The sequence below is a fragment of the Kitasatospora sp. MBT63 genome (genome assembly GCF_000710465.2).
GTDB lineage: Bacteria > Actinomycetota > Actinomycetes > Streptomycetales > Streptomycetaceae > Kitasatospora.
Genome location: NZ_JAIZ01000767.1, coordinates 5200 through 6044, shown reverse-complemented (window position 1 = coordinate 6044; position 845 = coordinate 5200). Strand labels below are relative to the sequence as shown.

At 75.6% G+C, this 845-nt stretch carries 1 pseudogene; it reads left to right on the top strand.

The features are described from left to right. Positions 1-416: 416 nt before the first annotated feature. Positions 417-845, top strand: a pseudogene (locus AA75_RS50430) (ThiF family adenylyltransferase); the annotation flags it as partial.

The following is an 845-nucleotide window of genomic DNA, read 5'->3' as shown; positions in this document are numbered from 1 at the left end:
CGCGGGTGACGGCTGGGTACGGGACCCGCCCGCCTCGCCCCTGGGGACGGCGCTCGGGGCGGTCGACGGGCCGGTGGCCCTCTCGGCGGCTGGCCGGCCGCGCGCGCCTGGCGCCGCGGCCCCTGCCCCGGAGGCCGGCCGCGCACGCCGACGCGACGCCGACCGCTGGGAATCCCGTTCGGCTGTCACGGCACAGGACGTTACCTGGTGGCACTGACAGAAGTCCGCTGTCGCGGCCGGAACCGGGGAGAACCGCCGGGGGCGAGCGGGAGAAAGTTATCCACAGGCTGTGCATGCAGCTTGTCCGACGATAGGCCAGGGCCTGTGGACAACCGGATTCACGGCCTCCACGAGGTCGGGCATGCTGCTCCCACCAGGGCGGCCGGCCCTGGTGTACGACGGCCCTGGAGGCAGCCATGCGTCCGATGCTCAAGCCTGCCCTGCCCCGGCTCTGGCGTGACCGGGAGACCCTGCAGTTCGGCGCGGTCCGCCGGCACGCCCGGGTGGTCGAGTCCGTCGACCGCGCGGTGGCGGCCTTCCTGGAGCTGATCGACGGCAGCCGGGACAGCCCCACCCTGCTCGCCGCCGGGGAGCGGCTCGGCCTCGACCGCGACTACTGCAACGCCATGCTGGACTCCCTGGCCCGCAGCGAGCTGCTGGACGACGCGGACGCGCTCCAACAGGCGCTCGGGCGCCATCCCCGCCCCCGCCAGGAGTTGCTGGGCCCGGACCTGGCCTCGCTCTCCCTGGTCCACCCGGAGCCGGGCGAGGCCGCCGAGGTGCTGCAGGGGCGGGTGCTGGCCAGGGTCGAGGTGCGCGGGGCCGGCCGGGTCGGCTCCGCCGTC